At 62.1% G+C, this 6,233-nt stretch carries 12 protein-coding genes; all 12 read left to right on the top strand.

Going from position 1 to position 6,233, the window contains the following annotated elements:
* Window positions 1-57: 57 nt before the first annotated feature.
* The 12 genes from rpsJ to AAHB17_RS24055 all read left to right on the top strand — a co-directional run bounded on the left by rpsJ (window position 58) and on the right by AAHB17_RS24055 (window position 6,162).
* Entirely contained in the window at window positions 58-372 is a 315-nt protein-coding gene (rpsJ, locus tag AAHB17_RS24110) for a 30S ribosomal protein S10 (RefSeq protein WP_342133606.1), read from the top strand.
* Between the two features lie 260 nt (window positions 373-632).
* Window positions 633-1,307 carry a 50S ribosomal protein L3 gene (gene rplC, locus AAHB17_RS24105; RefSeq protein ID WP_342133605.1) on the top strand — a complete coding sequence of 225 codons (675 nt, stop codon included), beginning with the start codon at window positions 633-635 and terminating at the stop codon, window positions 1,305-1,307.
* Window positions 1,307-1,927, top strand: a complete 621-nt coding sequence (rplD, locus tag AAHB17_RS24100) for a 50S ribosomal protein L4 (RefSeq protein WP_342133604.1) — start codon at window positions 1,307-1,309, stop codon at window positions 1,925-1,927. The genes rplC and rplD overlap by 1 nt, the downstream gene beginning before the upstream one ends.
* A complete protein-coding gene (rplW, locus tag AAHB17_RS24095) occupies window positions 1,924-2,238 on the top strand; it encodes a 50S ribosomal protein L23 (RefSeq protein WP_342133603.1) in 315 nt (104 codons plus the stop codon). Before rplD ends, rplW begins: the two co-directional genes overlap by 4 nt.
* A 2-nt stretch (window positions 2,239-2,240) precedes the next feature.
* On the top strand, window positions 2,241-3,068 hold the full coding sequence (gene rplB / locus AAHB17_RS24090; protein WP_342133602.1) for a 50S ribosomal protein L2: 828 nt from the start codon (window positions 2,241-2,243) through the stop codon (window positions 3,066-3,068).
* 11 nt (window positions 3,069-3,079) lie between these two features.
* A complete protein-coding gene (rpsS, locus tag AAHB17_RS24085; RefSeq protein ID WP_342133601.1) occupies window positions 3,080-3,355 on the top strand; it encodes a 30S ribosomal protein S19 in 276 nt (91 codons plus the stop codon).
* A 9-nt stretch (window positions 3,356-3,364) separates the two neighbouring features.
* On the top strand, window positions 3,365-3,700 hold the full coding sequence (rplV, locus tag AAHB17_RS24080) for a 50S ribosomal protein L22 (protein WP_342133600.1): 336 nt from the start codon (window positions 3,365-3,367) through the stop codon (window positions 3,698-3,700).
* Between the two features lie 14 nt (window positions 3,701-3,714).
* The gene (gene rpsC / locus AAHB17_RS24075) at window positions 3,715-4,590 is read left to right on the top strand and encodes a 30S ribosomal protein S3 (RefSeq protein WP_342133599.1); all 876 of its coding nucleotides are present in this window, start codon (window positions 3,715-3,717) and stop codon (window positions 4,588-4,590) included.
* A 2-nt stretch (window positions 4,591-4,592) separates the two neighbouring features.
* Window positions 4,593-5,009 carry a 50S ribosomal protein L16 gene (gene rplP / locus AAHB17_RS24070; RefSeq protein WP_342133598.1) on the top strand — a complete coding sequence of 139 codons (417 nt, stop codon included), beginning with the start codon at window positions 4,593-4,595 and terminating at the stop codon, window positions 5,007-5,009.
* Window positions 5,010-5,023: 14 nt separating this feature from the next.
* Window positions 5,024-5,218 carry a 50S ribosomal protein L29 gene (gene rpmC / locus AAHB17_RS24065; protein ID WP_342133597.1) on the top strand — a complete coding sequence of 65 codons (195 nt, stop codon included), beginning with the start codon at window positions 5,024-5,026 and terminating at the stop codon, window positions 5,216-5,218.
* A 9-nt stretch (window positions 5,219-5,227) separates the two neighbouring features.
* Window positions 5,228-5,497, top strand: a complete 270-nt coding sequence (gene rpsQ / locus AAHB17_RS24060; protein WP_159589035.1) for a 30S ribosomal protein S17 — start codon at window positions 5,228-5,230, stop codon at window positions 5,495-5,497.
* A gap of 155 nt (window positions 5,498-5,652) precedes the next feature.
* Window positions 5,653-6,162 (top strand): peroxiredoxin, encoded by a 510-nt coding sequence (locus AAHB17_RS24055; RefSeq protein ID WP_342133596.1) that lies wholly within the window; start codon window positions 5,653-5,655, stop codon window positions 6,160-6,162.
* Window positions 6,163-6,233 lie beyond the last annotated feature (71 nt).

Raw genomic sequence — 6,233 nt, 5'->3', positions numbered from 1 at the left:
TGGCCGCACCGTGGGCGCCGGCGTGGTGGCCAAGATCATTGCTTAAGGAGCACACACATGTCCGCCAAGCAAAAGATCCGCATCCGCCTGAAGGCATTCGATTACAAGCTGATCGACACCTCGGCCGCTGAAATCGTCGACACCGCCAAGCGCACCGGCGCCATCGTCAAGGGCCCGGTGCCCCTGCCGACGCGCATGAAGCGTTTTGACATCCTGCGTTCGCCGCACGTCAACAAGACCTCGCGCGACCAGCTGGAAATCCGCACCCACCAGCGTCTGATGGACATCGTCGACCCGACCGACAAGACGGTGGACGCCCTGATGAAGCTGGACCTGCCGGCCGGCGTGGACGTCGAGATCAAGCTGCAGTGATGTGGCTTTGCGGGCCTGGCTGAAAAGCAAGGCTTGCAAGAAACCAGCACGCGGGATATACTCGCGGGCTTTCCCGGGGTTTACCCTTGGAGATGTGATTTGGATGTGCGCCAACGGCTGTGTCAAAGCAACCGTTGGTAGCGTCATAAACCGTGTCGGGCACCGCAAGGCGCCTGATGCACCGTCAGCCCCGGCAGTCATGAGATGGCCGGGTCTTGAACATCAGCCCCGGCCAATTGAAGTCGGGAACGGAGAAAACGATGAGTCTTAGCAACTCCCTCGGGTTGTTGGGTCGCAAGGTGGGCATGATGCGCCTGTTCAACGAGGATGGGGACGCAGTTCCTGTCACCGTGCTGGACGTGTCAAACAACCGCGTGGCACAAGTCAAAACCCAAGCCAACGACGGCTACGATGCGCTGCAGGTCACCTTTGGTGCCCGCCGCGCTTCGCGTGTGACCAAGCCTGCCGCTGGTCACCTGGCCAAAGCCGGTGTCGAAGCCGGTGAAATCCTCAAGGAATTCCGTGTCGCTGCCGACGTGGCTGCCCAGTACCCCGCCGGTGCTGTGGTGCCTGCTGCGGCTGTGTTCGCCGTGGGCCAGAAGGTCGACGTGCAGGGCACCTCGATCGGTAAAGGCTTTGCCGGCACCATCAAGCGCCACAACTTCAGCTCGCAGCGCGCGTCGCACGGCAACAGCCGTTCGCACAACGTGCCTGGCTCCATCTCCATGGCACAAGACCCCGGTCGCGTGTTCCCTGGCAAGAAGATGACCGGCCACATGGGCGACGAAACCGTGACCGTGCAAAACCTGGACGTGGTTCGCATCGACGAAGCCCGCCAGCTGCTGCTGGTCCGTGGCGCCGTGCCCGGCTCCGACGGCGGTTTTGTGACCGTCCGCCCGGCCATCAAGGCCAAAACCAACAAGGGAGCGAACTGATGCAAGTCGAACTCCTGAACGAACAGGGCCAGGCCGCTTCTACCGTGGACGTGCCCGAGACCGTGTTTGGTCGTGACTACAACGAGTCGCTGATCCACCAGCTGGTGGTGCAGTACCAGGCCAACGCGCGCCAGGGCACCCGTGCCCAGAAGGACCGCGAACAGGTCAAGCACTCGACCAAGAAGCCGTTCAAGCAAAAGGGCACTGGCCGCGCTCGCGCCGGTATGACGTCCTCGCCCCTGTGGCGCGGAGGCGGTCGCACCTTCCCGAACAGCCCCGACGAGAACTTCACCCAGAAGCTCAACAAGAAGATGTACCGCGCCGGCATGGCCTCCATCTTCTCGCAGCTGGTGCGTGAAGGCCGTCTGGCCGTGGTCGATTCCATCAAGCTGGACTCGCCCAAGACCAAGCCCCTGGCTGCCAAGTTCAAGGCCATGAACCTGCAATCGGTTCTGGTCATCGCCGACGAAGTCGATGAGAACCTGTACCTGGCTTCGCGCAACCTGCCCAACGTGCTGGTTGTCGAGCCGCGTTACGCCGATCCGGTGTCGCTGGTTCACTACAAGAAAGTGATCGTGACCAAGGCCGCCATCGACAAGCTCAAGGAGATGTTCGCATGAGCACGACCTCTTTTGATGAAGGGCGCCTGATGCAGGTGCTGGTGGCACCGATCGTGTCCGAAAAAGCGACCATGGCCGCCGAGAAATCGAACGCCGTCCTGTTCAAGGTGCTGCGCGATGCGACCAAGCCCGAGATCAAGGCCGCTGTGGAAATGATGTTCAAGGTCAAGGTCGACGCCGTTGCCGTTCTGAACCAGAAGGGCAAGACCAAGCGTTTCGGCAAGACCGTGGGTCGCCGTGACCACGTGCGCAAGGCCTACGTGACCTTGGCCGCTGGTCAGGAACTCAACTTTGGTGGGGAGGGCGTCTGATCATGGCCGTCGTCAAACTCAAGCCGACATCGCCCGGTCGCCGTGGCGTCGTCAAAGTCACGCGTGATCACCTGCACAAGGGTGACGGTTACGCGCCCCTGCTGGAACCTCAGTTCCAGAAGGCCGGCCGCAACAACAACGGTCACATCACCGTGCGTCACCGTGGCGGTGGCAACAAGCACCACTACCGCGTGGTCGACTTCGTGCGCAACAAGGACGGTATTCCGGCCAAGGTTGAGCGCGTCGAATACGACCCGAACCGCACGGCACACATTGCCCTGCTGTGCTACGCCGACGGCGAGCGCCGCTACATCATCGCCCCGCGCGGTGTTGAAGCCGGTGCCACCCTGGTGAGCGGTGCCGAAGCGCCGATCCGCGTGGGCAACACCCTGCCGATCCGCAACATCCCCGTGGGTTCGACCATCCACTGCATCGAGCTGCAAATCGGCAAGGGCGCGCAAATCGCCCGTTCCGCTGGCGCCTCGGCCGTGCTGCTGGCCCGCGAAGGCATCTACGCCCAGGTGCGCATGCGCTCTGGCGAAGTGCGCAAGGTCCACGTGGACTGCCGCGCCACCATTGGTGAAGTGTCCAACACCGAGCACAGCCTGCGTCAGCTGGGCAAGGCCGGTGTCAAGCGTCACATGGGCATCCGCCCGACCGTTCGCGGTGTCGCGATGAACCCGATCGACCACCCGCACGGTGGTGGTGAAGGCCGCACGGGTACCGGCATGCCGCCGGTGGATCCGTGGGGCAACCTCACCAAGGGCTACCGCACCCGCAACAACCGCCGCACACAATCCATGATTGTGTCGCGTCGCAAGAGCAAATAAGGAGTGACGAGATGACCCGTTCTCTCAAGAAAGGTCCCTTTGTCGACCATCACCTGATGGCCAAAGTGGAAAAGGCTGTGTCCACCAAGGACAAGAAGCCCGTCAAAACCTGGTCGCGTCGCTCCATGATCCTGCCCGATTTCATCGGCTTGACCATTGCCGTGCACAACGGCAAGCAGCACGTGCCGGTGTACATCACGGACCAGATGGTGGGCCACAAACTCGGCGAGTTCTCGCTGACGCGCACCTTCAAGGGCCACCCTGGCGACAAGAAAGCCAAGAAGTAAGGATCAACCATGACTACTGAAACCCGCTGTGTCGTTCGCGGCGTGCGCCTGTCGGTGGACAAGGGCCGTCTCGTGGCTGACCTGATTCGCGGCAAGAAGGTCGGCCTGGCCCTCGACATCCTGACGTTCACGCAGAAAAAAGCTGCCGGCATCGTCAAGAAGGCCCTGGAATCCGCCATCGCCAACGCCGAACACAATGACGGCGCCGACATCGACGAACTGAAGGTCACGACCATCCACGTCGAGCAAGGCACCACGCTCAAGCGTTTCTCTGCCCGCGCCAAAGGCCGTGGCAACCGCATCAGCAAACCCACGTGTCACATCTATGTGACCGTTGGCAACTGAGAGGTCACAGGACTATGGGACAAAAAATCAACCCCACAGGCTTCCGCCTGGCCGTCTCCCGCAACTGGGCAAGCCGCTGGTACGCGAGCAACCGTGACTTCGCCGGCATGCTGGCCGAAGACATCAAGGTGCGCGAGTACCTCAAGGGCAAGCTGAAGAACGCCGCCGTTTCGCGCGTCGTCATCGAGCGTCCCGCCAAGAACGCACGCATCACCATCTACTCGGCACGTCCGGGCGTGGTGATCGGCAAGAAGGGCGAAGACATCGAGAAGCTGAAGAAGGACCTGAGCGCCAAGCTGGGCGTGCCGGTGGCCGTGAACATCGAAGAAGTGCGCAAGCCTGAAATCGATGCCAAGCTGATCGCCGACTCCATCACCCAGCAGCTGGAAAAGCGCATCATGTTCCGCCGCGCCATGAAGCGTGCGATGCAGAACGCCATGCGTCTGGGTGCCCAAGGCATCAAGATCATGTCGTCCGGCCGCCTGAACGGCGCCGAAATCGCCCGTTGCGAGTGGTACCGCGAAGGCCGCGTGCCGCTTCACACCCTGCGCGCCGACATCGACTACGGCACGTCCGAAGCAGAAACCACCTACGGCATCATCGGTGTCAAGGTGTGGGTCTACAAGGGCGACACCCTGGGCCGCAACGACGCCCCTTCGCTGGACAGCACCCCGCGTCCGGAAGAAGAGCGTCGCCCGCGTGGCCCGCGCCGTGACGGTGCCCGTCCTGGCTCTGACCGTCCCGGCCGTGGCGCACCGCGTCGCACCGGTGCCCCTGCCGATGGCAGCGACAAACCCGCCGAAGCCACTGGTGGCGAGGCCCGACCCGCCGTTAAGCGCGTTCGCAAAGACGCACCCGCACCTGCAGCTGCGGACGGCAAAGGAGAATAAACATGTTGCAACCTGCACGTCGCAAGTACCGCAAGGAGCAGAAAGGCCGTAACACCGGCGTTGCCACCACTGGCAACTCCGTGGCCTTCGGCGACTTCGGTCTCAAATCCACCGACCGCGGCCGCCTGACCGCGCGCCAGATCGAATCCGCCCGTCGCGCCATTTCGCGCCACGTCAAGCGCGGTGGCCGCATCTGGATCCGCGTGTTCCCGGACAAGCCGATTTCCAACAAGCCTGCCGAAGTCCGTATGGGCAACGGCAAGGGTTCGGTCGAGTACTACGTGGCTGAAATCCAGCCCGGCAAGGTGCTTTACGAAATCGTGGGTGTGCCCGAAGAGCTGGCCCGTGAAGCGTTCAAACTGGCAGCCGCCAAGCTGCCCCTGCGCACCACGTTCGTGACGCGCATGATTGGCCAGTGATCAGGAGAACACAGATGAAAACTGCTGAACTGCGCCAAAAAGACGTTGCCGGCCTGCAAGCCGAGGTGAAGGACCTGCAAAAGGCCCACTTCAACCTGCGCATGCAAAAAGCCACGCAACAGCTGGGCAACACCGCGACCCTGCGCAGCACCCGCCGCGCCATCGCACGTGCCAAGACCATCCTTGCTGAAAAGCAAGCGACCAAGTAAGGAGTGACCATGACGGAAGCTAAAACATCCCTCAAGCGCACCTTGGTTGGCAAGGTGGTCAGCGACAAGCGCGCCAAGACCGTGACCGTGCTGGTCGAGCGCCGTGTGAAACACGAGCTGTACGACAAGATCGTCGCCAAGTCGAGCAAGTACCACGCGCACGACGAAAAGGGCGAGTACAAGATGGGCGACGTGATCGAGATCACCGAGAGCCGTCCGCTGTCCAAGACCAAGAACTGGGTCGCCACGCGCCTGGTTCAAAAGGCCGCTCTGGTTTAAGCCCACAGGTTTTTTTGCCTATTGGGCTGCCCCGAGCAGCAACTCAGAAAACGACCGACAATCTCGGTCGTTTTTTGTTTTTGGGCTCAGCGCTTTCGACTGGACCCAGGGCGAATTCAATCCCGGCCACCGGCCATATTCCCAATGGAGCTCTCATGATTCAGATTGGCGACAAACTTCCCGCGGCAACGCTGATGGAATACATCGAAGTCGAAGGCGACGGTTGCAGCATCGGCCCCAACCCGGTCGACACCGTCAAGGCCACCGCCGGCAAGACGATTGCGCTGTTCGCCCTGCCCGGTGCCTATACCCCCACCTGTTCGGCCAAACACGTGCCAGGCTATGTGGAGAAATTCAACGACTTCAAGGCCGCTGGCGTCGACGAAATCTGGTGCGTGAGCGTGAACGACGCCTTTGTGATGGGCGCCTGGGCGCGCGACCAGAAGACCGATGGCAAGGTGCGCATGCTGGGCGACGGTGACGCCGCTTTTGCCAAGGCCACCGGCCTCACGCTGGACTTGACCGGCAAGGGCCTGGGCCTGCGCAGCAACCGCTACTCCATGCTGGTCAAGGACGGTGTCGTGAAGACCTTGAACATCGAAGGTCCTGGCAAGTTCGAGGTGAGCGATGCCGAGACGCTGTTGAACCAGGCCAAGGGCGCCTGATTCCGGGGTGACACATCGGCAGGGGGGGGCGCCCCCCCCCGGGGGGGGGGGGGGGGGTGTAAAAAGTGTTT

It is taken from the genome of Hydrogenophaga sp. OTU3427, from assembly GCF_038440225.1.
Taxonomy (GTDB): Bacteria; Pseudomonadota; Gammaproteobacteria; order Burkholderiales; family Burkholderiaceae_C; genus Hydrogenophaga.
Note: the sequence above shows the minus strand (reverse complement) of the source record. Positions and strands in the feature narration are given on the sequence as shown.

Coding starts and splice junctions, on each gene's coding strand:
- rpmC (WP_342133597.1), top strand. CDS start 5,024: ATGAAAACTGCTGAACTGCGCCAAAAAGACGTTGCCGGCCTGCAAGCC.
- rpsS (WP_342133601.1), top strand. CDS start 3,080: ATGACCCGTTCTCTCAAGAAAGGTCCCTTTGTCGACCATCACCTGATG.
- rplB (WP_342133602.1), top strand. CDS start 2,241: ATGGCCGTCGTCAAACTCAAGCCGACATCGCCCGGTCGCCGTGGCGTC.
- rpsQ (WP_159589035.1), top strand. CDS start 5,228: ATGACGGAAGCTAAAACATCCCTCAAGCGCACCTTGGTTGGCAAGGTG.
- AAHB17_RS24055 (WP_342133596.1), top strand. CDS start 5,653: ATGATTCAGATTGGCGACAAACTTCCCGCGGCAACGCTGATGGAATAC.
- rplC (WP_342133605.1), top strand. CDS start 633: ATGAGTCTTAGCAACTCCCTCGGGTTGTTGGGTCGCAAGGTGGGCATG.
- rplV (WP_342133600.1), top strand. CDS start 3,365: ATGACTACTGAAACCCGCTGTGTCGTTCGCGGCGTGCGCCTGTCGGTG.
- rplP (WP_342133598.1), top strand. CDS start 4,593: ATGTTGCAACCTGCACGTCGCAAGTACCGCAAGGAGCAGAAAGGCCGT.
- rplW (WP_342133603.1), top strand. CDS start 1,924: ATGAGCACGACCTCTTTTGATGAAGGGCGCCTGATGCAGGTGCTGGTG.
- rpsC (WP_342133599.1), top strand. CDS start 3,715: ATGGGACAAAAAATCAACCCCACAGGCTTCCGCCTGGCCGTCTCCCGC.
- rpsJ (WP_342133606.1), top strand. CDS start 58: ATGTCCGCCAAGCAAAAGATCCGCATCCGCCTGAAGGCATTCGATTAC.
- rplD (WP_342133604.1), top strand. CDS start 1,307: ATGCAAGTCGAACTCCTGAACGAACAGGGCCAGGCCGCTTCTACCGTG.